Source organism: Vibrio lentus, assembly GCF_030409755.1.
GTDB classification, from domain to species: Bacteria; Pseudomonadota; Gammaproteobacteria; order Enterobacterales; family Vibrionaceae; genus Vibrio; species Vibrio lentus.
The window spans coordinates 428,789-451,821 of the sequence record NZ_JAUFQE010000001.1; the positions used below are offsets into that span (position 1 = coordinate 428,789).

The following is a 23,033-nucleotide window of genomic DNA, read 5'->3' on the forward strand; positions in this document are numbered from 1 at the left end:
ATTCTTTAATATTAAATATACTGCCCACCTGTGTAATAAATCATAATAATTAAATGGAGATGCATCATGCAGTCCAATTTGTCTATTCAAGCCAAGACGGGTAAGCAGATAGGAGTGGCGTTTGCTGCACTATTACTCGCAAGCTCTTTGACCGGATGTAACAAGGTTCAGTCAGAAGAAACGGTTCAAGTTGTTAAGCCAGTAAAGCTGTTTGAGATCCCTCAGCAGACGGATATCGAGCTTGATAGCTTTATCGCAAAAGTGGATGCGACCGACCGTGCCGCGCTTTCTTTCCAAGTGGGCGGAGATATTGAAACGTTCTCTGTTCGTATGGGACAAGAGGTGAAGAAAGGCCAAGTACTCGCTGTGCTAGATGCAACGGACTACCGTATCGCGGTTGATGCAGCACAAGCAAAATTTGATCTGGCGAACAGCCAATACAAGCAAGCGTCTGAGCTGTATTCGAAGAAGCTTGTAAGCACGGATTACTACGACCAAGCCGTAAACACCTTTACTGCCGCTGAAGTTGAGTTGGACCAAGCACAAACAAACCTTGGTTACACCACATTAGTTGCTCCATTCGATGGCGTGGTATCGATGGTGTTTGGTAAGCAATATCAGTTAATCGCTGAAAAGCAGCCGGTTCTTAATATTTTAAATCACAGCGAGATGGATGTGACTTTCTCCATTCCTGTGTCAAAGCTTGAAGACCGTTCCATTCAAGACCTGACCAACTCAAACATGTGGGTTGTGATGGATAGCCACCGCGGCATTCGTATCCCAACACGTTTTAAAGAGATCTCAACGCAACCAGACGAAGACACCAACAGCTACCAAGCGGTTGTGTCTATCGAGAAACCTGAAGGTATTAATTTGCTTTCTGGTATGACGGCACAAGTTGAAGTTCAGAAAAACAGATCGGACTACGGTATTGGCATTGTTGATTCAGCTTGGTTAAGCAAAGAAGCAGACCAGGGTGAACTATGGCGCTACAACCCAGAGTCTCAATTGATTTCTAAAGTACAAGTCACCCTTGATGGGCAAGGCAAGGTTATTGAAGGCTTGTCTTCTGGCGACCTGATCGTAGAAGCGGGTGTCGATGTGTTATCTGATGGGCAACAAGTAAAAGCTTGGTTACGTGAGGGCGGTATTTAATGAACCTTTCCAAATTATCAGTTGTGGTTGTCTCTGCGTTATTGCTTCAAGCTTGTAACAATGAAACCGACCACCGTGAGCAGCCTTCACTTTTGGTTTCAACCTTTGAAGTAGATGCGCCAATGACTGACCAATTCAGAAGTTTTAACGGACAGGTGATGCCTGCGGAACTTACACCATTGGCATTTAAGCTTGCTGGTGAGATTCAACAAGTATTGGTTGAAGCTGGTGACAACGTAGAAAAAGGCCAGCTACTGGCGACCTTAGACAACGCAACATACCTTCAAGATCTGACAGACGCTAAATCACAATTCAAATTAGCGAGTAAGCAACTGGCGCGTGGTTCTGAAATGTTTGATAGCAAGATGTTGTCGCAATCAGAACACGATCAGCTGACTGCTAATTACAAACTGGCATCGGCTAATTTGGCTGCGGCAGAACGTAAGCTGAGTTACACAGATCTTTTAGCACCATTTTCTGGCACGGTTTCAACCGTCGATAAGCAATGTTTCGAAAACACGACACCGGGTGAAACGTTACTCAGCGTGTACCAGAACGACAAGGTGTATGTGCGAATTCAAGTATCAGATTCGATCTTAGCGTCTATCAGCCCAGACATGCGTTCGAACAGCTATCGACCTGACGCAACCTTTGGCGGCCACTCTGGAAAATACCCTCTGACTTACCTAGAGCACACCAGTGAACTGCACCCGCAATCTCGCACTTACGAGTTTTGGATGCAAATGCTGCAACCAGAAAACGAAATTCTGCCGGGTACGAGCGTTACGGTAAATGTGGATATGGCGAAAGCCGGCTTGAGTGATGTTCAAGGCTATCAGTTACCGATGACGACCCTACAAGCGGGCGCTGAAGCGAACCAATTTTACGTGTGGAAAATGGAAGACGGCCAAGCATTCAAAAGCGAAGTGGAAGTCGACAAGATCAGCGGCCAAGGCGCACTTATTGCTCATGGCGTTGAACAAGGTGAGCTACTTGTAAATTCAAATCTAAGAAAACTCCGTGACGGAATCAAATTGTCAGGAAAAGCAGAATGAACATCGCAGAATATTCAATAAAGAACAAAGTAATCAGCTGGCTGTTTCTAGTCATTTTGGCCATTGGCGGTGTGACGTCTTTTGGTAATCTATCCCGTTTAGAAGACCCAGCTTTTACCATTAAAGATGCAATGATTATTTCAACTTACCCTGGCGCTACGTCAATGGAAGTTGAGGAAGAACTGACTTACCCCCTTGAGAAAGAGATAAGACAGCTCCCTTATATCGACAAGATCACTTCGACCTCGTCGAATGGTATGTCTCAAATTATGGTCAGCATGAAGATGGACTACGGCCCAGACGAGCTACCACAAATCTGGGATGAAATGCGCCGTAAGATCAACGATCTACAGCCAACACTGCCAAGTGGTGTAAATTCCGTTCAGATCATTGATGATTTTGGTGACGTATTCGGTGTGATGATCATGCTGACCGGTGATGGTTACGATTACGTTGAGCTGAAACAGTACGCAGATTACCTAACGCGTGAAATCGAACTGGTCGACGGTGTCGGCAAAGTAAGCAGTGCAGGTGATCAACAAGAACAACTGTTTGTTGAGATGTCACTTGAGCGTTTAGCGGCGCTGAACCTAGATATGTCGATGGTAACGTCACTGTTAGCACAACAAAACAGTGTGGTATCGGCAGGCGAGGTAATGTTGAATGGCCAAAGCCTAACGATCAAACCTAACGGTACGCTGAGCACAGTTGAAGAGCTAGAAAACCTAATCATTCATGGTCGTGACACTGGCAACCTGATTCGTTTGAAAGATGTCGCTGAGGTCACTCGCGGTATCCAAGAAAAGCCTGGCAATGTATTAACTTACAACGGCAAGCCAGCAATTAACCTAGGTATTGCGTTCTCTTCAGGCGTAAACGTCGTCGAAATTGGTAACGCGTTAGATGCCGAACTGGATCGTTTAGAAAGCATTAAGCCTGCCGGTGTAGAGCTGAACTACTTCTACAACCAAGCGCAAGAAGTGGACAAATCAGTGGCTGACTTCCTAATCAGCCTAGTAGAAGCAGTTGCTATTGTTATCATCGTACTGCTTTTTGCGATGGGCTTACGCAGTGGTTTGATTATTGGATTAGTGCTTCTACTGACCGTATTCGGTACGTTCATTCTTATGGACTACAACGATGTTGAGCTGCACCGTATCTCACTGGGTGCACTTATCATCGCGCTCGGTATGCTGGTGGACAACGCGATTGTTGTCGTTGAAGGTATTCTAGTTGGCTTGAAGAAAGGTAAGACCAAGCTTCAAGCAGCAAAAGACATCGTGACACAAACGCAATGGCCACTATTGGGTGCGACCATTATTGCTATTACCGCTTTTGCACCTATCGGTTTGTCGAAAGATGCAACGGGCGAGTTCATGGGCTCATTGTTCTGGGTGTTGTGTTTCTCATTATTCTTGAGTTGGGTTACGGCGCTAACGCTGACGCCATTCCTTGCTGAAATGCTGCTTAAAGAAGAAGATAAAGTTGATGAGAACGAAGACCCATACAAAGGTATTCTGTTCGTTGTATTCGGTGCGTCTCTGAAATTTGCATTGCGTTTTAGATGGTTAACTGTAGTCAGCATGATCGTATTGCTCGCCGTGTCTGTCGTTGGTTTTGGTAAGGTGAAGCAACAGTTCTTCCCGCCATCAAATACTCCGATGTTTTACGTAGACATGTGGATGCCAGAAGGTACGGATGTACGTGAAACGATCAAGCAGACTGAAAAGGTTGAGAGCTACATTCGTCAAGAAGACGACGTAGAGTTTGTAACCACAACGGTTGGGCAGGGCATGCAACGTTTCGCGCTGACATACCAACCAGAGAAAAGCTACGAAGCGTACAGCCAGTTACAAGTAAGAACCACTGACCGTGATACCATGTTTAAGGTTCTAGCCGAGTTGGACAAAGACTTAGCGAACGAATTTGAGCAACCAACGTTCCAGTTCAAACTGATTGAATTTGGTCCGTCACCAGCTTCGAAGATAGAAGCTCGCATTATCGGTGCTGACCCTCAAGTATTGCGTAGTATTGCAGTTGAAGTCGAAGACGTCTTACTTGCCGATCCAGGCTCACGAAATGTTCGTCACGACTGGCGTGAACGCACTAAAGAGTTAGTGCCACTGTTTAACGAATCAAAGGCACGTCGCCTTGGCATATCAAAAACTGATTTGTCTGAGACGTTACAAATGGCGTTCGGCGGTTACAACATCGGCTTACTGCGTGATGGTACTCATATGTTACCTATCGTTGCGCGTTTACCTGAAGAAGAGCGTTTTGACTTTGAATCACTGAACAATGTGAAAATTTGGAGCCCATCGCTACAAACTTACATTCCAGTTGAGCAAGTGATTGATGGTGTCGAGCATCAATGGTCTGAACCACTGATTCAACGTCGCGATAGAAAGCGTACGTTAACCGTGCTGGCTGACCACGATGTATTGGGTGATGAAACGCCAGCGAGCTTGTTTGCTCGTGTTAAACCAAAGATAGAAGCATTGGATCTACCAGAAGGCTACAGCATCAGTTGGGGCGGCGAATACGAAAGCTCTAAAGATGCACAAGAATCTCTATTTGGTTCACTGCCAATGGGTTACTTGCTGATGTTTATCATCACTATGCTTCTGTTTAACTCGCTTCGTAAGCCACTTGTGATTTGGTTTACGGTACCACTCTCTATCATTGGTGTTTCGATTGGTCTGCTAGGGACTAATATGCCATTCAGCTTCACGGCGTTCTTAGGCTTGCTAAGTCTAAGCGGCATGATTTTGAAAAAACGGTATTGTGTTGCTTGACCAAATAAACACTGAGCTTTCAACAGGTAAAGACCCATACTTAGCGGTTGTCGACAGTGCGATTAGTCGTGTACGACCGGTGTCTATGGCAGCTTTGACGACTATCTTAGGCATGATTCCTTTGGTATTCGATGCATTTTTTGGCTCGATGGCGATTACCATCATGGCAGGCTTAGGCTTTGCTACAGTACTAACGCTAATAGTAGTACCAGTGATGTTCGCTATTCTATATAGAATCAAACCGTCCACTGCGGGTTATTAGGGAATGATATAAAACAGATTCTTTTAAGCCAGCCCAGTCAATTTTGACTGGGCTTTTTTATGGGTGTGATTTGGTCTACAAGGTTGGCGCTACAAGAAAGCCGCTTACTATGAACCACTAACCGCTAACCAAAGGTCAGCGGCTTCAGGAAGAATAGGGGACAGTTCTAGATTGCGAGGCGGAGATCTAATTCAATCGGCTTTGGCATCGCCAAGTGATAGCCTTGATACATATCGAAGCCTAAGCTTTGCATTGCTGCGAGCTGTTGCTGGGTTTCGATACCTTCGATTACGGTCTTAGCACCAATTTGATTAGCAAGATCGAGAACCAACTCCATTTCGCTCGTGTCGCCTTGTTCAAAATTTAACATAACAGAGCGATCTATCTTGATGATATGCGGGTTGATATGACGAACGCGCTGTTCTGTTGACGCTTGAGTACCAAAATCATCAACAGCAATTTGAAAACCATTTTCAGCTAGAGATTGGGCTGCATCTTTCAAACGCTCTTCACTTTCGGCATTCAGTTCCACTAATTCCATCACGATTTGTTCACATGAAAGGTTGAGTTCATGAAGGCGTTTAGCCAACAGGCTGTCACTGACTTTTTCTGCAGCAAACAATTCACCAACGTTTGGAAGAACATTCAAAAACAAGTGTAAATGGCGGATATTCGATTGTGCGAAGTTACGGATATGGATAGCGCGACTCAGCCTTTCTACATTGATCTTGTCAGTGCACAAGGTATCGTCGGAATGGAAGAAGTGGTCAGGACGAACAACATCCCCTTTGCTATTCGAAATACGAACCAAAGCCTCAACGCCTATCTGAGTCATTGAACTGTCAAATATAGGTTGATAGACACTTCTAAGTGTTAAGTCTTGATATTTCGCAATAAACTGCATATCGGCATCCACAGATATACAGCTAATAAATTCACTTCTGTCTGATAAAATCATAGTCGCTAATAAAGGTGTTTATTTAATGACGAAATATACGTCATGGCTGTCACAATATTGACAGGTGTAAGTAAATTGTCAATTAATAAAAATTCATTTGTAGGGTCAATATTTAAATAAATATAATTAACGAAAAATCAGCATGATAAATGACATTGACCATTAAATTTACTTATCATTCACTGTGTTTGATAGTTGCTGTGAATTTAATGGCTAAGTAACGTCTCTCATATTAACCCAGCCAATATAAGGCTAGAATGCTGATACACCAGAGAAAAGTAGGGTTAAAGGCTTAGATTGTGGGGGAATGTCAAAGTTACAAAATGGAGAGGGTAAGCGAGTTACATAGAAATGATATCTATCTCTCAAAATCGAGACGGCGAGTAGAACAACTATTAATAATTAAAACAGAAGGTTCGAATAATTAATGAACAGGGAATGAGTTATCTTTTATAAAATATTGGGATGAAGGTCTAACAATTTACTTTCAATATTGAATGAAAAAGTTGACCCGTATTATCACTGCCATTGAAGTACCGCATAAAGTTGCAGGTATTTACGAACCAATTGTTGATTTCCTGACCGTTTGAGTGGGTGCCCGAATTTAATAAAGCAAGGGCTGATTCTGAAGTTATTATTTAAATCGGAAGCGAATTGAGAATCACTCTCTCTTAGAGTGATGCCTTGCTGGCTGTATTCCGTCATCGCGTCTGGGAGTTCTCCCATCCACCAATGTAACAACTCACTACTGTTTTTACTTCGGCTTATCCAATGGTCGGAAACAATGATCAATACGTCATTTGGCTGAATGGCAAATCCATACTCTTGCTGCCAGTTATGAATGTCTAGCATCAACTTTTTACGACAGGTTTTTCCTGCGCTCACCATATGATGGCTGATCATCCAAACGGTACCGATTTCAGAAGAGATTCGGAAGTGTCGAGGGTTTTCACCAGAAGAGAGCATTTCGAGTGGGCTGATGTTGCTTGCATGGTTAAAGCTAACAAAGGTGTGTTCCATTCGTCGGGCAAAGGCTTTGCCGATGTGATGCTCACTGATTCCTTGATTGTGTACCGTAGGGTAGTGGCGTTCACATAGCTTTAGGCAATCGTCTTGAAACTGATTGACGCTTTTAATCACTAGATCTAATAACAATGAAGTCCCTTATACACAGCTACTATCTTATTGATGGGCAATAGTACGGTAATTGAGGTTCCATTACCTATCGCCAAAGTGCGAGTTCTTGATCCCTCTATCAAAATTAGCTATTGCCGAGCGATTTTATGGATAGCACTGGCACTTCGCTAGTCTGTATTCTAAATTATGAGGAATTCTAATTAGTTAGAAGGATTAAGCTTAGTTAGCAAAGTTACTGGTGGCTAGCTTAATCTTAGTCAGCTAATCACAATTGATCTACTTACTCTTTATTTGGAAACATTCATGACCATTCAATTAGATTCGAAACAAAAGTCTGAACTCACTCATACGCTTCAAAAGTACCTCCAAGATGAACTCGATGTGGAACTTGGTCAGTTCGACACGGAATTCTTGGTCGACTTCATAAGCAAAAAGTTTGGTGCTGTTTACTACAACAAGGGGATAGAAGACGCGCAAAAAGTGATGGAACGTAAAATGTTAGACATCTCAGATGAGCTTTACGAGATCGAACAAATCGTTGAAATCTAACGTTTAGCCCAAACTTGTTCAAATAATTTGAATAACTCGTTTAATTTGAAATGATGTTACCAATGTAAAGCTTGGTAAATAATATGTTACACAAACTTGGTGTAGGGTACGCTTTTCAAAACTACACTACTCGTTAACATTCGGAACAGATTCATGGACAACAACGTTAGAAATTACAACCCTTTAGCAAGAGCGATGCATTGGATTTCAGCACTCGCGATTTTTGGCTTATTTGGTGTAGGCCTGTGGATGGTTGATCTTTCATATTACAGCGAGTGGTACAAAACAGCGCCAGACTACCACCGTTCGGTAGGCATTCTTTTGGCTGCCGTTACCATTATCCGCTTGCTTTGGAAGCTAGTTACCGTGTCACCTAAGGTGGAAGGGAAAAGCTATGAAGTTGCAGCAGCGAAGATTGCTCACGGCTTTATGTACATTAACTTAACGGTTTTATTTATTTCAGGTTATTTGATTTCGACATCAGATGGCCGTGGGATCGAGGTATTCAATTGGTTCACTGTACCAAGTATGGGTGAACTATTTGCAAACCAATCTGATCTCGCAGGAACGGTTCACTACTATGCTGCATGGGTACTGATCATTATGGCATCAGTGCACGCCTTAGCGGCGATAAAACACCACGTTATCGACAAAGACGATACGCTACGAAAAATGATAGGAGCTTCAAAATGAAAAAGTCAATTATCGCTACAGGATTAGCATTTGCTATGGCAATGCCTTTCGCTGCGAACGCCGCTGATTACGTGATTGATACAAAAGGAGCGCATGCTTCAGTTAACTTTAAAGTTAGCCACCTAGGTTACAGCTTTATCCAAGGTCGTTTTAACACATTCTCAGGTGACTTCTCATTTGATGAGAGCAACGTTGAAGCATCGAAAGTGAACGTAACGATTGATACAACAAGCCTTGATTCAAACCACGCAGAACGTGATAAGCACATCCGTAGCTCTGACTTCATTGATACAAGCAAATTCTCAGATGCAACATTCAACAGCACAAAAGTAGTTGATAAAGGCGAAGGCAAACTTGAAGTAATGGGTGACCTTAAACTTCACGGTGTAACTAAGCCTATCGTTATCGAAGCTGAATTCATCGGTGCTGGTCAAGACCCATGGGGCGGTGAGCGTGCTGGTTTCGTTGGCACAACTCGTCTAGAACTTGCTGACTTCAACATTCCAGTAATGGGCGCTTCAAGCTATGTAGATATGGATCTGCACGTTGAAGGTGTAAAGAAGTAATCTAGCTATCAATAATCGCTGACTGGTATCAACATTTTTAGAAACATCAAAAGTTTGGTCGATATCAACTAGCAGGTTAGTTAGAAAAAGAACAAGTAGCTAAAAATAGAGAAAGGCGCAAAGTAATGACTTTGCGCCTTTTTTATTGAGGTAAATGGCCACGCGTTTAGATCTGTTTTGTGTCAAACCTTGAGTTGCGTTTTAAGCCTCCATTTACTTCTAGCCAGTCAACGTTGTCATGACTGAGTTATCTAGCTGAACTACTAATCCCTAATAGTTCAGCTTAAGATTAGTTAATCTGTTTCTGGTGAAATATTTACTTTACAAACAATCGCCAGTTAAGCTGTTTCTAGTTCAGCTTGTGGAACCACGTTTAGGCGGTCGCCGTAGATTGGACGTAACGCTTGCATCACTTCTGTGCGAGTCAGTACACCGACCATTACGCCATTTTCTAGCACTGGAAGCATGTGTGGTTGGCTTACTTTCATTGCTTTTGCACGCTCTTCTAAAGAAAGAGAAGTCAGGCGAGTGGCGTAGCCCATGCTTGTGGTCGGGTACAGTTGTTCTTTGTCGATACATAGGAACTCAGCAACATCAACCAGCTTGTCGTTTGCATCAATAGCCACAACGTCACGGCTCATTAGGTCTACCACTTTCTGACCTTTAGTCGGGATGTAGTCTTGGCACCAAAGATCAACCATTACGTCGTGAACAGATAAGATACCCACTAGTCGGCCTTCAACATCACACACAGGAGCGCTAACAAGGTGAGCGTCTAAAAGTGAATCAATTGCAACTGATGTAGGCATTTCTACGCTTAGTGTAATTGGTTGAGTGTTCATGATTTGCTTGATAGTTGTTGTAGTGTTCATAGTGATTTCCTTAACTGACGTAATTTCTGTTGTTTGAGTTATTGCTGTAATTTTTGCTTCTTTTAGTTGTGGGCGACGGTAGATGCTCCAATTGGCTAAGCCGACCAATACCGAACCACCTACGATGTTGCCGATTGTCACTGGTATTAAGTTTGCGGTGACAAATTTCATGACGTTTAAGTCTGCATACTGCGCTGGTGTTGCGCCTATTTGCATCCAGAAGCTTTCTGGTGCGAATGCTTGAATAGTGATGCCTAGCGGAACCATGAACATATTCGCCACACAGTGTTCAAAGCCTGAGCTAACGAACATTGCAACGGGTAACACGGTCATCATTGCTTTAGTCATGGCGTTAGCAGAGCTGAACGTTAACCAAATTGCTAAACACACCAACAAGTTACAAAGCACACCCAAAGCAAACGCTTGAACAGGGCTGTGGTGTAGCTTGTGTTGAGCAATGTTTAGAGCGTTTAAACCCCATTGGCCACCATCTAATTGATATAAGCCTGCTGCGCTTACCAAAGCCAAAAGGAACATGGCTCCGATAAAGTTACCGACGTAAACCTTGCCCCAGATAGACAGCATCTTAGTGAAGGTTATTTGCTTGTTAGCCCATGAGATGCTTGATAACACCGAACTGGTAAACAGCTCGCCACCACAAATAACAATCAGGATTAACCCCATGCTGAATGCAAGACCACCGGCTAAGCGACTTAATCCCCATCCAGCATCAGCGCTACCTGTGGTTACCGTGATGTAGAATAAAAAAGCAAGCCCGATGAATGCGCCAGCCATGATTGCCAAACTCAATGTCATGCTGCTGGTTTTATTTGCTTTGCTTAATGCAAACTTCTCGGCTTCCGCCATCATTTCTGTTGGCGAGAACAGTTGCTGATTTTCAGAAGTGCTGGTTGCCATATCCCCCCCTTGAACAATCCGTCATGTGTAATTCCTAGTGTTAATGACTTGGTTAATCCGTAATGGTTAATCAGTAATGTTTTGCAGGGCTCGTTTGTGTCCTGCCATTCCAGATTAGGGGGTTGAGGGGTAGAGGTAAAATTGACAATTTTTAGAAACCACATCAAAATTATTGATATAGATTTGGTTACGCGTAGAATGAAATCAATTGCTCATCGGCTTAACAAAAAACGAGCAGCAGGACATAAGTTATTAAAAGAATTAAGGATGAATTTTGCGTTATTCATTAAAACAACTTGCGGTATTTGATGCAGTGGCAGATTCCGGGAGTGTTAGTCAGGCAGCAGACAAATTGGCGTTGACTCAATCAGCGACAAGTATGTCTCTTGCACAGTTGGAAAAAATGCTCGGCAGGCCTTTGTTTGAAAGGCAGGGCAAGCAAATGGCCCTTACTCATTGGGGTATGTGGCTAAGGCCTAAAGCGAAGCGTTTACTGCAAGATGCTCAGCAAATTGAGATGGGTTTCTACGAGCAGCATTTACTTAGTGGAGAGCTCAAACTCGGTGCTAGCCAAACCCCGGCAGAACACCTAGTTCCAGACCTCATCAGTATTATTGATAACGACTTTCCTGAGATGCGAATCTCGCTTGGCGTGCAAAGTACCGATGCAGTGATTGATGGCGTATTAGATTATAAATATGACTTAGGCGTTATCGAAGGTCGCTGTGACGACAGTCGAGTTAACCAAGAAGTGTGGTGTACCGACCATTTAACGGTCGTTGCGTCAGCACATCACCCATTCGCGAAGCGTGAGCGTGTGAGTTTGGCTCAGTTAGAGCAAGCGAAGTGGGTATTGCGCGAACATGGCTCTGGTACGCGCAAAGTTTTTGATAGCTCTATTCATCATTTAATTGGTGATCTTGATGTTTGGCGAGAGTATGAACACGTTCCTGTTTTAAGAAGTTTGGTTGCAAACGGCCCATATTTAACGTGTCTACCTTATCTCGATGTCGAACAGTTTGTTGAATCAGGCCAACTTGTTACCTTGAATGTGCCTGAGCTTGAAATGGAACGTACGCTTTCGTTTATTTGGCGTGCTGATATGGCTGAAAACCCGCTTGCTGAGTGTATTAAGCGAGAAGGTAAGCGCATGATGAAAGGCAAACCGTCGGTTTTGTAAGGTAGATTTGATAAAGGCTAGGGGCTGTTGACCTTTCGTGGTTAAGTTTTGTTCGAGGTAAAATCGTTTTAGGCGCGGCGAAGAGTATGTAGCCTAGTCATTCTAAGCAAATATTCTTCAACAAAGCATAAAGCGATTTTAACCGAACCCTTCGGGCAGCCCTTGTGGTTCATTTCTACTGCGTTATCGCCTTTTCATGTAGGCTAACTACACATCAAAGCCTCTGCCTTGTATAAATTTCCCACAAGAGCTGCAAAATAAAGCTCGAAAGGTTAACAGTCCCTTATAACCAAATGTGTTGAATAAGCGATTCCGGTCTCCATCTGATGATAAATGCACATCGGCGTACATTATTAATGTGATCGTGATCGGCTAAACGAAGACGCTCTTCCCATAATATGCTTACTTGATTTTAAGTGAGGCTAAATCCGGTTGCGATGAATTGCGTAATTAGGCTTTAGAAATAGTATGAGTACATTAGTCGCGATTTCATTAACAACAGGTATTTTGTCAGGTCTATGGGGATGGATAGCTATCTCTTTCGGCTTACTGTCATGGGCAGGTTTCCTAGGTTGCACCAGTTATTTTGCTTCGCCAACCGGCGGTGTTAAAGGACTAGCGGGTAGCTTACTGACCAACATGACGGGCGTATTCTGGGCAATGGTGATTATCGAAAGCTCAACCTTCGCAGGGTTAGAGATTCTAGGCTATGTGATTACTGCTATTGTGGCTTTCTTTATGTGTATTCAAGCGAAACAAGCGTGGCTAGGTTATATCCCAGGAACCTTTATTGGTTGTTGTGCGACGTTTGCGGCAGGTGGCGATTGGCAACTTGTCGTGCCATCTTTACTGCTTGGTGGTGTATTCGGATACTTGATGAAAGCAACGGGGCTATGGCTTCACGAAAAATCGACCCAATCTTCGGAAGCGGTTGAACAACACGCTAAGCAAGTTAAGGCTTAATTCGTTAACCTTAGTTTAGTCACTGTGAACTCTTGCAAGATAACCCCCAATTAATTTGTATATCGATTTATACAGGCACACCACTTGGTGTGCCTTTTTTGGTTTTGGTTTAGGTAATCAGTTAAAAAACTTCTCTGCAGGAGAATCAATAGCACCTATCAATTAATTAAAGCGCTTAGGTGTTGCCGTTTGCCATGGTAATAACACGTTTTAGCGTCCACCTTAGTAACAGCGGAATGCAGTCTTGTCCCTGATTCTCGCAGTGAGAAACGATCGCGAGTGCAAGGTCGGGTTTCGCGTGTTTCTTAAGAACCTTAGCCACCACTTTCTTCGGAGGGATAGGGTGATCGTAAGGGATTTTAACCATATCTCGGAAAAAGTTTTCGAAGCCATTCATATACAAGTAATGTTCAATATCTTTATCGGGCAGTTCAGTAAGGCGATGTCTTTCCTGATCATTACCAAGCTTAGATAACACAGTCGCAGCGTACTTCTTACCAGCAGCGTCTCCGTCAGTCACCACGTGCCAATCAATGCCAAACTCTTGCGCTACTTTAATGAGTGCTTTAAGACCAGACTGAGCGAACTCGATAATTTGCACACCTTCTGCAGCAAGGTTATAGCCACACTGGTTGGCTAACTCATTAAACAGCCAGACTTCAGTCTCACCTTCTACCAATAACCAACAACGAGCAAACAGCGCCCCTGAACGGTGGAAGCGAATGTGGAAACCAATGCGTCTTAGCTCATCTTTACTGAAATGGTTCATGTTCAGTTGATTAGCGATAGTTTTGTCTGATTGACGAACCAATCGACGAATAGACTGAAGAGGCACGGCAGCAAGAAGATCGCCACTGTTGGTCGTGAGAATTTTCTGCATGGGCAGCTTTTGCATTAAGCTCCAAGCTCTTGCTAAGTGTGTTGGGTGCAATCGACCTTCTGGATCTTCAAGGATCAAAAGAGGGCGCGCGCAACGTCTTAGATCGGTAGGGCCTTTGGCTTGTAAGTATGCGTTGAGCAAACCCATGAATAACAAACGAGTCTGTTTATTCTTAGTCTCTTCGACAAGTTGATGAATGCTCTTGTCATTTACCCCTGCAGAATAAAGCAAACCATCCCTCTGTTTTCTCGGATTTCGTCGAGAAGTACTTTTGAAAGAAAAGTAATGCTCAATCAGGCTCTGCATCGATTCTAGGCTACTGCGCATCTCGCCTTTATTTACATGACCAGGTATTGCCATTAAGCGACGACAGGTGTTGTCGATGCGCTTTTCTATCCTTGCCTGACGCCCATTTCCGTTATTACCGTTTCCATTGCTGCCATTACCATTGGTTGTTTGACTCTGGCCGTTACCATTTCCATTCACATTATTAGCGTGACCGTTACTAGCATGAACATTGGCTGGTAGATGAGCATTGTGGTTCAGCGATTTGCTGTTGAAAGGACGATCAAAGTGCCTTGCATCTCGCAAACGAATCACTGGATGTAACGTCATTAACTCTTGCGCCAGTTTTTCAGAATGATGGAGCTTTAAAGGGTTGCCATCGGTCCCTAAGAAAGCGTAGTGGGTGGTCGTTTCATACTGTTCTAACGTCGCACTGATTCGGTAATAGATACGATAGGTGCCAAACTCATCTTGAACCCAGATAGGTTTGAGTTTGCGATAACGACCGGCGTTGAGTTCGCTCTTGTCGTTGGCTTTTAATGCGAGAACAATTTGAAGATGTTGAGATTGTGGATGTGAAACAGAATAATCGACATGAAAATCAGTCATTTCGAAGTGATATGGGACGCCGTCTGAGGGAAGAACGACGGACAAAGCATCAAGTAAAGAAGACTTACCCCAAGTATTTTCACCAATCAGCGTAGTTAGCTCGTCAAACGCGAGTGACATACGCTTGATACCTCGAAAGCCAGAAATCTCGATTCTTTCTAGTTGCATAGGCTTACTCCTAACGGAAGGCTCTGCTAATTGTTTGAAAGCTAACAGATATCTTTAATCATAATCGAAAAATTGTTATCCGGTATGCTCAGTTGTCACAAAACCCACTCTTTATTCATACGGATCAAAACGAGATTTTTGATCTATCTTGAGTATTTTTTTGCAGTGCAGTTTCATAAAATTCACGATTCTGTCATGATTCTCAACCTAGTATGAAGGGACAAAGAGAGAAGAAAATATGACTAAAAAGAATAAGCCAACAAAAATAGTGTTGGCACACATCAACGACACCCACTCATACTTTGAACCAACCTCGTTACAGCTATCACTTAAAATGAACAACCACATCATTGAACCTTATGTCAGTGCTGGTGGCTTTGCTCGAATCTCAACACGCTTTAAACAACTAGAGCAAGATGCTAAGCGTCAGAAGGTCGGAACCTTGTTCCTGCATGCTGGAGACTGCTTCCAAGGCACGTTGTACTTTTCGCTATTTAAGGGAAAAGCCAACGCCGATTTGTTGAATGCCCTTAATATTGATGGCATGACCCTTGGCAACCATGAGCTAGACATGGGTAATGAGCCGGTCGCCATTTTCGCTAAAAGAATCAGATTCCCATTGTTGGCGGGTAACTGGAATTTGTCGAATGAGGATATCAATAAAACTCATACCTTAGCGGACAACGACATTGTTAAGCCTTATCTAACTGAAACGCAAAGTGCTTCTTTTATAACGAAAGAGTTTGATGGCGAGAAGGTCGCAATCTTCGGCTTAAGCATCGACAAAATGGCGGGCATTGCGAATCCAGACTTTGATACACCATTTGAAAACGCGCTAGAAACGGCAAAAGCCACAATAGAGCAGATCCATCAAGCTGGTATTAACAAGATTGTGCTGCTGAGTCACCTTGGCTATGAGGCTGATTTGGAGCTAGCAGCGAATGTGCAAGGCATCGGTGTGATTGTTGGCGGCCATAGCCATCGTTTACAAGGCGATTTCTCAGATATCGGCTTAGTGAAAGATGATGATTACGGTTTAAAGGTTGGCGGCACCTATGTTGTGCAAGCAGGTTTCCACGCAATGAGCCTCGGACACTGTGAAATTGAGTTCGATTCTGCAGGCAAAGTAACGCACTTTAATGGCAAGAATGAACTGCTGTTGGGACGTCGATTGTTTATAGACGCCAAATTAAGTGAAGTAGGGCAAGGCGATGCTCACGATATGGCGTGTGAGTTTTTAAACAATCACTCGAATATCGCGGTATGTAAGAAAGATCCTGAACTGCAAAGCATTTTGACGGATAAATATCAGCCAAGAGTTCGCAAGCTTCAACAACAAGTTATCGCTCATGCTGGCACAAAACTCCGCCATGTTCGTATCCCTGACGAACAAGGGCCTAGCCAACTTGCGCCTTTGGTTGCTCAGTCGTTTCAATATCTGATGAACAAAAAAGGACACGGCGTAGAGTTTGCCATCCACAATTCTGGTGGGGTGAGAAACTCACTCAATAGCGGAGACGTTTCCGTTGCCGATATTGCCGGAAAACTACTACCGTTTGCCGTACCTATTGGTGTGTATGACGTAAAAGGTGAAACGATCGCAGGCATGTTAGAAGGGGCAATTAACAACGCGCTGGATAATGGTGTGGTCGGTACGGGTTCTGGCAGTTTCCCTTATACTCATAACCTGAGATTTTGTTATCACAAAGAAGCTCCCTTAGGACATCGTATTCATCATCTAGAAATACACTCTGAAACATCCGGTTGGCAGCCAGTGTCTCGCGACCGAATTTACCGAGGAGCGTCATCGGCCTACACCATGAAAGGCAAAGAAGGCTATAACGCCGTCTTAGATATGATAGGCGATGGCTTTGTTACTACTGACTCAATGGCCGACTGTTTTATTGAGTTCTTACAAGACCACCCGGAGTCACTTCAATACAACGAGCCGCTTAATTGCATGGAGTGCTTTCGATAATCAATGATAATACTTGTGTTTAGTATTATTTATGAGAGTGATTTATAAATTTGGCATTGTTTATGCTTTAATCCTGCAGGTTGCCTTCTTGTGGAGATAAGCATGGATAAGAAAGATTGGTTAGACGCGGTAGCCGTCGTTGGGTGGGTGTCTGTTTGGTCTGCGTTAGTGTACTGGGTACCCATGGCTGGTTTATAGATGAATATCATTCGTTTCAAGTATCACTAAGCATTCATCTAGGGTGAACACGTGAGTGGTATTCTTAGAATCAATGTGTGTGTCATTTTGATAAAACAGCGGTAATAGAAAAAGGAGCTTTTGCTCCTTTTTTCTTTTTTAGAACAAATTTATCTAGACGAAACATAAATAGGGGAATATTATCCACGCGTTTGGGGAGTAGTTAGCGCAAGTTTACATATCGTCATCTCGTTAGGCCAAGAGTCTATCCGGTATGTAAAGGTGAAATCCCATATTTCACTTCAACGAGACCAACGCAATCACAGTCAAGATCCGTAATGGAGCTTGATATGCTTTGTTTGCGGAAGGTCTTTGTACAGTTCTTCCGCCCGGAGGAATAATGAACTCAACTCAATCTCTATTATCTACCAATAGTGAATCCTTTTTTTCATCGCCAATCATGACGACTTATGTGGGCTTTTTCCTGCTGACAGTAATTCTCGTCTCTATTGATATCTATCAAACTCGTGGTGGCAGCGTAACCATTAAGAAAGCGGCAATTTGGAGCGTTTTCTGGTTCGTACTCGCGTTCTTTTTTGCAGGTTCTATCTACCTATTTTGGGACATCTATGCTCCAAATAGTGACTACACCGCACAAAAAGCAACGGTGTCATTCATTACGGGTTACTTGTTAGAAAAATCATTGAGCGTAGACAACCTGTTTGTATTCGCGATGATCTTTGCTCAATACCAAGTTCCAGAGCATCTAAGACCGCGTGCACTTCTTTGGGGTGTCATCGGTGCATTGGTGCTTCGTGCAATTATGATCGCATTAGGTGCACAGCTGTTGGCTGAATACCACTGGGTGCTTTACGTGTTTGCGGCGTTCTTGATTGGCACTGGTATCAAACTGGCGTTAGACAAGGGCGAAGAAGAGAGTGTTAACACACTACCTGAGAAGTTACTTCGTAAAATTATGCCTGTCACCGAGGACTTCCATGGTCCTGCGTTAATGGTTAAACAGGGCGTTAAATGGGCGTTCACTCCAATGATGTTGGTGATTGGTGCGATTGCCGTCATGGACGTGATGTTTGCACTGGATTCTATCCCAGCTATCTTTGCTGTAACACAAGAACCGTTCTTGGTACTTGCTGCAAACGTCTTTGCATTACTTGGCCTTCGCTCTCTGTACTTTGTGCTGCAAGGCATGATGGATAAGTTCATTTACTTGAAGCCAGCATTGGCGTTCATCATGGTCTTCATTGGCGTGAAAATGCTACTGGTCGACAGCGAATGGGCTATTCCAACGTATTGGTCGTTAGCAGTACTGATTTCTACTATGACGATTGCGGTTATAGCGTCGATTTATGCAAAGAAGCCAGACATTGAACAAGTAAATTAAAACAAATATAACTTATCGAAAACTCGATAAGGGATACGTGGTCGATGAAGTGGAAAATTTATTTATGTAAAATTTCTGTGACATTGGCCACTTTTGTTTGGGGGTTATTTGTACTAAATGCATGATTTTTGCATCATGTTGAATTTATACTCACCCATTGTGCATATGTATTCCCCGGGGTTGTTAATGGTTTGTTTTATTAGAAAAACTAATTCGAATGTCTAATTTTAGTCATTTTTTAACCTGCAAAAAATCACCTATTATTCTTGTCATCAGAACGAACCACATAAACAAATTTATAGAGAGGCAATCATGGCTCAAGCAATGCAAATGAATACTATCGCTGTTCCTAACTCTATGGATAAGAAGACCTACTCGGTTAACTTCAAAGGATTGATTGCACACATTTTCGATATTCTTTTCGTAGACAACTCTCCACGTAGTTACTACGCTAGCGACCTATCTGGTCACATGCAACGCGATATCGGTATTAACCGTTAATCTTAGCGTGAACATGTAAAATATAGAATTTTAAGAAAACGCCAGCTTCTAAAGCTGGCGTTTTTGTATCTGCAATAAACTCTATCCCTTCGCAAACTAAGTACCTGAAAGAAACTCATCACCTGAAAGAAAGACTTAGGCATAACGGTCTGTATTTGAGCGCCAATCAATTCGCTTCGTACAAGGATCTCTGTATGTCACACGCCAACCGCAACTCACCATTGATTAAACTCTGTTTACTTGCCTTACCGATCGGCTTTTACTCTTCTGTGTCGAATGCACAAACCTGGAGTAATGAAGGTCAACCTGCGCAGGTTATCGAACTGTTCACCTCTGAAGGTTGTTCAAGTTGTCCGCCTGCTGATGCCTACCTCAGTACTTTTGAAGACCATCCAAAACTTTGGACACAAGTCATTCCGCTTGCCTATCACGTCGACTACTGGGATTACCTAGGGTGGGGAGATAAGTTTGCGAGCAAGGCATTCAGTCAGAAGCAACGCTTGTACAAAGCTTATGGAGTAACAAGTGGCGTTTATACTCCGGGATTTATCGTTGATGGAAAAGAGTGGCGCGGTTACTTTAAATGGCTCGATAGAAATCTCCCTTCGCTCCAACAACAAAGTAACCCTAAGCTAACCGTCAATCATAAAGGCGATACGTTCAGTGTAAGCTATGAAGGCAAAGGGGATTATGTGGCTCATCTTGCCTTATTAGCGATGAACGAAGTCACTAGTGTTAAAGCGGGCGAAAACAGAGGTAAAAAACTCGAGCATGATTTTGTGGTGGTTTACGATGGTTACCAACGCGGCGAATCCAAATGGCAATTCAATGTCGATTTTGATCCATTAGTCGCCACGCCAGATGCCGTAGCCGTGTGGTTAACCGAGCCTAATTCGTATGCGCCCGAACAAACGGTAGCAGGGTGGTTGAACTAAATTGTAAGGATGACCGTTTTGCAAGAGCTACCGTGTTACACGAGTGACAATCCAATAAGATAAACGACATTGAGATGAAGCTGAGACGATGATTAGAGCACTTCTAATACCGTTTACTTCATCTCTTGCTTGGTTTGGTGGGTCTTAACCACTGAAACAACGGATAAAGGGGCGATTTAGTTACGTAATACTGCTGAAATACGTTAATATAGCGCGCTATTATTTTAGCTTTGAGTTCCTGCAATTAATGACTAACACCACAGCACCAACCAACTTTTCCGATCTTGGCTTAATTTCTCCTTTGATGGCTCGTCTAACCGAGCTTGAATACCAACAGCCAACGCCTATCCAAGCGCAAGTTATTCCAAGTGTGTTAGCAGGACGCGACCTAATTGCAGGCGCAAATACAGGTTCAGGTAAAACCGCAGCATTTGCACTTCCACTGTTACAGAAGATCCATGAAGATGCACCTTTAGACCGTCGTTCGGGCAAAGGTAACTATGTTTCTGGCCTTATCTTGGTTCCTACACGTGAGCTTGCTAAGCAAGTTGCCGATAGCGTTAAGTCTTACGCAGTACATTTCAACGGTGCAATCAAAACTGTTTGTGTATTCGGTGGTGTGTCGGTGAACACTCAGATGCAAGCGCTACGTGGCGGCACAGACATCTTGGTGGCAACGCCGGGTCGTTTGCTTGATCTGATCTCAAGCAACGCTATCAAACTCGATAAAGTAAAAACGTTAGTGCTTGATGAAGCAGACCGTATGTTGAGCCTTGGCTTTACTGAAGAGCTCGACGCGATCTTGAAACTTCTGCCAAGCAAAAAGCAAACTCTGTTGTTCTCTGCGACTTTCCCTGAGCAAGTTAAAACGTTGACTCACGAATTACTGAACGATCCAATTGAAGTCCAACTTCAAAGTGCTAATGCAAGCACACTGGTTCAGCGTGTATTTGAAGTTGAAAAAGGCCGTAAGACAGCGTTGTTAGCGCACCTGATTCAGCAACACGAATGGCGCCAAGCTTTGATCTTCGTGAATGCGAAGAACAGCTGTGAACATTTGGCAGACAAGCTATACAAGCGCGGTATCATCGCAGAAGTATTCCACGGTGATAAAGGTCAGGGTTCACGTACTCGTATTCTTGAAGATTTCAAATCTGGCGAGATTGATGTTCTTATCGCGACAGACATCGCAGCACGTGGTTTGGATATTGAAAAGCTTCCTGTAGTAATCAACTTTGACTTACCACGTAGTCCATCAGACTACATGCACCGTATTGGCCGAAGTGGTCGTGCGGGTGAGGTTGGTTTAGCATTGTCTTTGATCGATCACGAAGACTATCATCACTTCACAATCATCGAGAAGAAGAACAAAATTCGTCTTGAGCGTGAGCAAATTGAAGGCTTTGAAGTGGATGAAGAAGCAACCGCTGCACTTGTTGCTGCATTAAAACCCGTTGCGCCACCGGCTGGTACAGGCAAGAAGAAAAAGAAAAAAGCACCTAAAAACCAAGATGTTTGGTTGAGAAATAACTGATAAAGAATCAGTTGTTTATGGATATTATAAAGGCGCTTAATCGCGCCTTTTTTGTGTCTGTCAGTCTGTTCTCAAAAGAGCTTGTTAACGCTTAAGTTAAGCAGTGCTCTTTACTCTAAAGAGATCAGTAAACAGCTTGGCGATCATCAAGATAATCAGGATCGTGGTCAACATAAGCAATGGCGTTTCAATCTGGTATATCGGCGTTAGGTTTAGAGCGCCAGAAGTAAGCACGACGAGCAGGTTAATACCAAGTATCCTATGAATCATAAGCTTAGGTGTTGCGAAAACCTTCCATATCACTACGCTATTAACGAAATAAAAAAGTGCGAGTTGCCAAAGTTCACTCATCATTGGCATGATAAATATGTATTGAAGCAAAATAATGGTACCAGTGCCGATTACCCCGAAAAATGCATCTTTGATAACACTTGGTGGCATGGTCGGTAGCATGGAAGAAAACACACCTGCAATCATCGGGAAGATAAAACCACCTGGTACAGGTAGATATATCCAAACTAATAGCGATGTTACGAACATCGAGACACCTTGTAATACTTTTCTCCCATCCTCATTCAAATGTTGAACAAAGGTGCGATGTTCATGGTGCCAAGAAACTCCTTGGTTCTTACCGACCACATACGATACATCACCAATCAATGACTGGTTTGGCGTGATTAACTCCAGTTTTTCCATTTTTTGGGTCAGAGCAATCCAATCAATAGCATGAGTAAGTTCATTTGAGGCGAGTTCAAGCAGTCGAGCCTGAATATGAGCCATTTCATGGATTCTCAAACGCCAGTCTTGAATATTCTCTTTAAGGTGATAACTGCCGTTTAATGGTAAATCTAGCAGTTGGTAGAGTTTATCAATATTCGCTGTGTTGGATTCTAAGGCTTCTATATCTAAGCTTTCGGTGTTACGCATTGCGGTTAACAATGTCTCTCTACTTGCTTCAAAGCGCTGTACAAAGTTTTGTTCCGTGTTTACCGGCCAAACTAAGCGATACACAATAGAGAACGTTATCACGCCGAGCAGAGTTTCTTGTATCCGTAATACTGCGAAGTAGAACGTCACCTGACTATCGAAACCACCCATACACGCGATGATGGAACATACAGCGAACCCAATCGAAAAGACGTACCCATACTTTTCATCACTCGACATGAAGATACATATTCCTAGGAACAAGGTAAAAAACGTCAGGAACAAAAAACGATCTTGTGAAAACATCGCGATCAAGAAAAAGGCATAACCGGTCCCTAATAGGGTGCCCATTAAACGGTTGTGGCCTTTATTGATTGAATGAGCAAAACTCTCGTTCAATGCCATTACGGCAACCGCTATTGCAGCCCAATAAGGTTTCTCCCATTGGAACCACAACGCAAGGCAGATAGCGATAACGATTGAAAGCGCTGCTTTAATCGCTTCTTTGGTTGATGCATTGAACATAAAAGCCAT

General features: G+C 43.3%; 17 protein-coding genes and 1 pseudogene. 13 read left to right on the top strand and 5 right to left on the bottom strand.

All coding sequences use genetic code 11. The features are described from left to right. The first annotated feature begins 66 nt into the window (after positions 1-66). The 3 genes and pseudogenes from QWZ07_RS01750 to QWZ07_RS01760 all read left to right on the top strand — a co-directional run bounded on the left by QWZ07_RS01750 (position 67) and on the right by QWZ07_RS01760 (position 5,267). Positions 67-1,155 carry an efflux RND transporter periplasmic adaptor subunit gene (locus QWZ07_RS01750; protein ID WP_102298918.1) on the top strand — a complete coding sequence of 363 codons (1,089 nt, stop codon included), beginning with the start codon at positions 67-69 and terminating at the stop codon, positions 1,153-1,155. After that, positions 1,155-2,210 carry an efflux RND transporter periplasmic adaptor subunit gene (locus tag QWZ07_RS01755; protein ID WP_192852604.1) on the top strand — a complete coding sequence of 352 codons (1,056 nt, stop codon included), beginning with the start codon at positions 1,155-1,157 and terminating at the stop codon, positions 2,208-2,210. Before QWZ07_RS01750 ends, QWZ07_RS01755 begins: the two co-directional genes overlap by 1 nt. Continuing rightward, positions 2,207-5,267, top strand: a pseudogene (locus tag QWZ07_RS01760) (efflux RND transporter permease subunit). The gene QWZ07_RS01755 and the pseudogene QWZ07_RS01760 overlap by 4 nt, the downstream one beginning before the upstream one ends. 166 nt (positions 5,268-5,433) lie before the next feature. Here QWZ07_RS01760 and QWZ07_RS01765 read toward each other — a convergent pair. Then, entirely contained in the window at positions 5,434-6,171 is a 738-nt protein-coding gene (locus QWZ07_RS01765; protein WP_083717828.1) for an EAL domain-containing protein, read from the bottom strand. A gap of 573 nt (positions 6,172-6,744) precedes the next feature. Continuing rightward, positions 6,745-7,380: a hypothetical protein gene (locus tag QWZ07_RS01770; RefSeq protein ID WP_192852606.1), complete on the bottom strand. Its 636-nt coding sequence runs from the start codon at positions 7,378-7,380 to the stop codon at positions 6,745-6,747. Positions 7,381-7,665: 285 nt separating this feature from the next. Between QWZ07_RS01770 and QWZ07_RS01775 the strand changes: the two genes are divergently transcribed. The 3 genes from QWZ07_RS01775 (at position 7,666) to QWZ07_RS01785 (ending at position 9,170) form a co-directional block, all read left to right on the top strand. Beyond that, positions 7,666-7,911 (top strand): DUF2164 domain-containing protein, encoded by a 246-nt coding sequence (locus QWZ07_RS01775; RefSeq protein ID WP_017059821.1) that lies wholly within the window; start codon positions 7,666-7,668, stop codon positions 7,909-7,911. A 153-nt stretch (positions 7,912-8,064) separates the two neighbouring features. Next, positions 8,065-8,604 carry a cytochrome b gene (locus QWZ07_RS01780; RefSeq protein WP_192852607.1) on the top strand — a complete coding sequence of 180 codons (540 nt, stop codon included), beginning with the start codon at positions 8,065-8,067 and terminating at the stop codon, positions 8,602-8,604. Continuing rightward, positions 8,601-9,170, top strand: a complete 570-nt coding sequence (locus QWZ07_RS01785; protein WP_029223680.1) for a YceI family protein — start codon at positions 8,601-8,603, stop codon at positions 9,168-9,170. The genes QWZ07_RS01780 and QWZ07_RS01785 overlap by 4 nt, the downstream gene beginning before the upstream one ends. A 338-nt stretch (positions 9,171-9,508) precedes the next feature. Here QWZ07_RS01785 and focA read toward each other — a convergent pair whose 3' ends face one another. Continuing rightward, complete coding sequence (focA, locus tag QWZ07_RS01790) at positions 9,509-10,960, bottom strand: formate transporter FocA (protein ID WP_192852608.1); 1,452 nt, start codon at positions 10,958-10,960, stop codon at positions 9,509-9,511. Positions 10,961-11,234: 274 nt separating this feature from the next. Here focA and QWZ07_RS01795 point away from each other — a divergent pair, with 274 nt between their 5' ends. Both QWZ07_RS01795 and QWZ07_RS01800 read left to right on the top strand, forming a co-directional pair. After that, on the top strand, positions 11,235-12,140 hold the full coding sequence (locus QWZ07_RS01795) for a LysR substrate-binding domain-containing protein (protein WP_017105900.1): 906 nt from the start codon (positions 11,235-11,237) through the stop codon (positions 12,138-12,140). Positions 12,141-12,608: 468 nt separating this feature from the next. Further along, the gene (locus QWZ07_RS01800) at positions 12,609-13,103 is read left to right on the top strand and encodes a DUF1097 domain-containing protein (protein ID WP_017105899.1); all 495 of its coding nucleotides are present in this window, start codon (positions 12,609-12,611) and stop codon (positions 13,101-13,103) included. A 175-nt stretch (positions 13,104-13,278) separates the two neighbouring features. Here the strand turns inward: QWZ07_RS01800 and QWZ07_RS01805 are convergent, their stop codons facing one another. Further along, the gene (locus tag QWZ07_RS01805) at positions 13,279-15,045 is read right to left on the bottom strand and encodes an ATP-dependent endonuclease (RefSeq protein ID WP_192852609.1); all 1,767 of its coding nucleotides are present in this window, start codon (positions 15,043-15,045) and stop codon (positions 13,279-13,281) included. Positions 15,046-15,283: 238 nt separating this feature from the next. Here QWZ07_RS01805 and QWZ07_RS01810 point away from each other — a divergent pair, with 238 nt between their 5' ends. The 5 genes from QWZ07_RS01810 to QWZ07_RS01830 all read left to right on the top strand — a co-directional run bounded on the left by QWZ07_RS01810 (position 15,284) and on the right by QWZ07_RS01830 (position 21,572). Then, positions 15,284-17,023: a bifunctional metallophosphatase/5'-nucleotidase gene (locus QWZ07_RS01810; RefSeq protein WP_192852610.1), complete on the top strand. Its 1,740-nt coding sequence runs from the start codon at positions 15,284-15,286 to the stop codon at positions 17,021-17,023. Positions 17,024-17,600: 577 nt separating this feature from the next. Beyond that, a complete protein-coding gene (locus QWZ07_RS01815; RefSeq protein WP_102282324.1) occupies positions 17,601-18,602 on the top strand; it encodes a TerC/Alx family metal homeostasis membrane protein in 1,002 nt (333 codons plus the stop codon). Positions 18,603-18,914: 312 nt separating this feature from the next. Further along, the gene (locus tag QWZ07_RS01820) at positions 18,915-19,103 is read left to right on the top strand and encodes a hypothetical protein (RefSeq protein ID WP_010429554.1); all 189 of its coding nucleotides are present in this window, start codon (positions 18,915-18,917) and stop codon (positions 19,101-19,103) included. A gap of 194 nt (positions 19,104-19,297) precedes the next feature. Next, on the top strand, positions 19,298-20,038 hold the full coding sequence (locus QWZ07_RS01825; RefSeq protein ID WP_192852611.1) for a DUF1223 domain-containing protein: 741 nt from the start codon (positions 19,298-19,300) through the stop codon (positions 20,036-20,038). Positions 20,039-20,285: 247 nt separating this feature from the next. Next, positions 20,286-21,572, top strand: coding sequence for a DEAD/DEAH box helicase (locus tag QWZ07_RS01830; protein WP_029223683.1), 1,287 nt, complete (start codon positions 20,286-20,288; stop codon positions 21,570-21,572). 96 nt (positions 21,573-21,668) lie between these two features. Here QWZ07_RS01830 and QWZ07_RS01835 read toward each other — a convergent pair whose 3' ends face one another. Continuing rightward, positions 21,669-23,024, bottom strand: coding sequence for an FUSC family protein (locus QWZ07_RS01835; protein ID WP_192852612.1), 1,356 nt, complete (start codon positions 23,022-23,024; stop codon positions 21,669-21,671). Positions 23,025-23,033: the final 9 nt, after the last annotated feature.